The sequence below is a fragment of the Corynebacterium sp. MSK008 genome, from assembly GCF_030232585.1.
Classification (GTDB): Bacteria; Actinomycetota; Actinomycetes; order Mycobacteriales; family Mycobacteriaceae; genus Corynebacterium.
The window spans coordinates 1-371 of record NZ_JASPJX010000041.1 but is presented as its reverse complement, the minus strand read 5'-3'; the positions used below and the strand labels follow the sequence as shown (position 1 = coordinate 371).

The following is a 371-nucleotide window of genomic DNA, read 5'->3' as shown; positions in this document are numbered from 1 at the left end:
GCCGCAGACTTAGAGCACCGCCTGCGGCAAGGCATCGACGACACACAGCCCGCCGCACCCCAGATGGAGGAGGCGTTCTGGCGCATCGTCGAAGGCGAAACCGGCGGGGTGGTTGCTGCCGCGCCACGCCCGATTGTGATGGTGCCGATTTCCGAGCACGCACGGATTATGGCGGGCGAGGGCGACGACGTCATCCTCACACTGACCGACGGCACCACCATGACCGGCGCCGAATACCTCCAACACGAGTTCGGCGAGACGTTGGAGGTCGCAGCGTTCCACCCGGAGCAAGGCGCGGTGAATCTGTACGACACCGAGCGTTTCGCCAACCAGAAACAGCGCGACATGGCCTGCATGGTCTCACCCGTGTG

General features: G+C 65.0%; 1 pseudogene. It reads left to right on the top strand.

Going from position 1 to position 371, the window contains the following annotated elements:
* Positions 1–371: pseudogene (locus QP996_RS11800) on the top strand (HNH endonuclease signature motif containing protein); the annotation flags it as partial.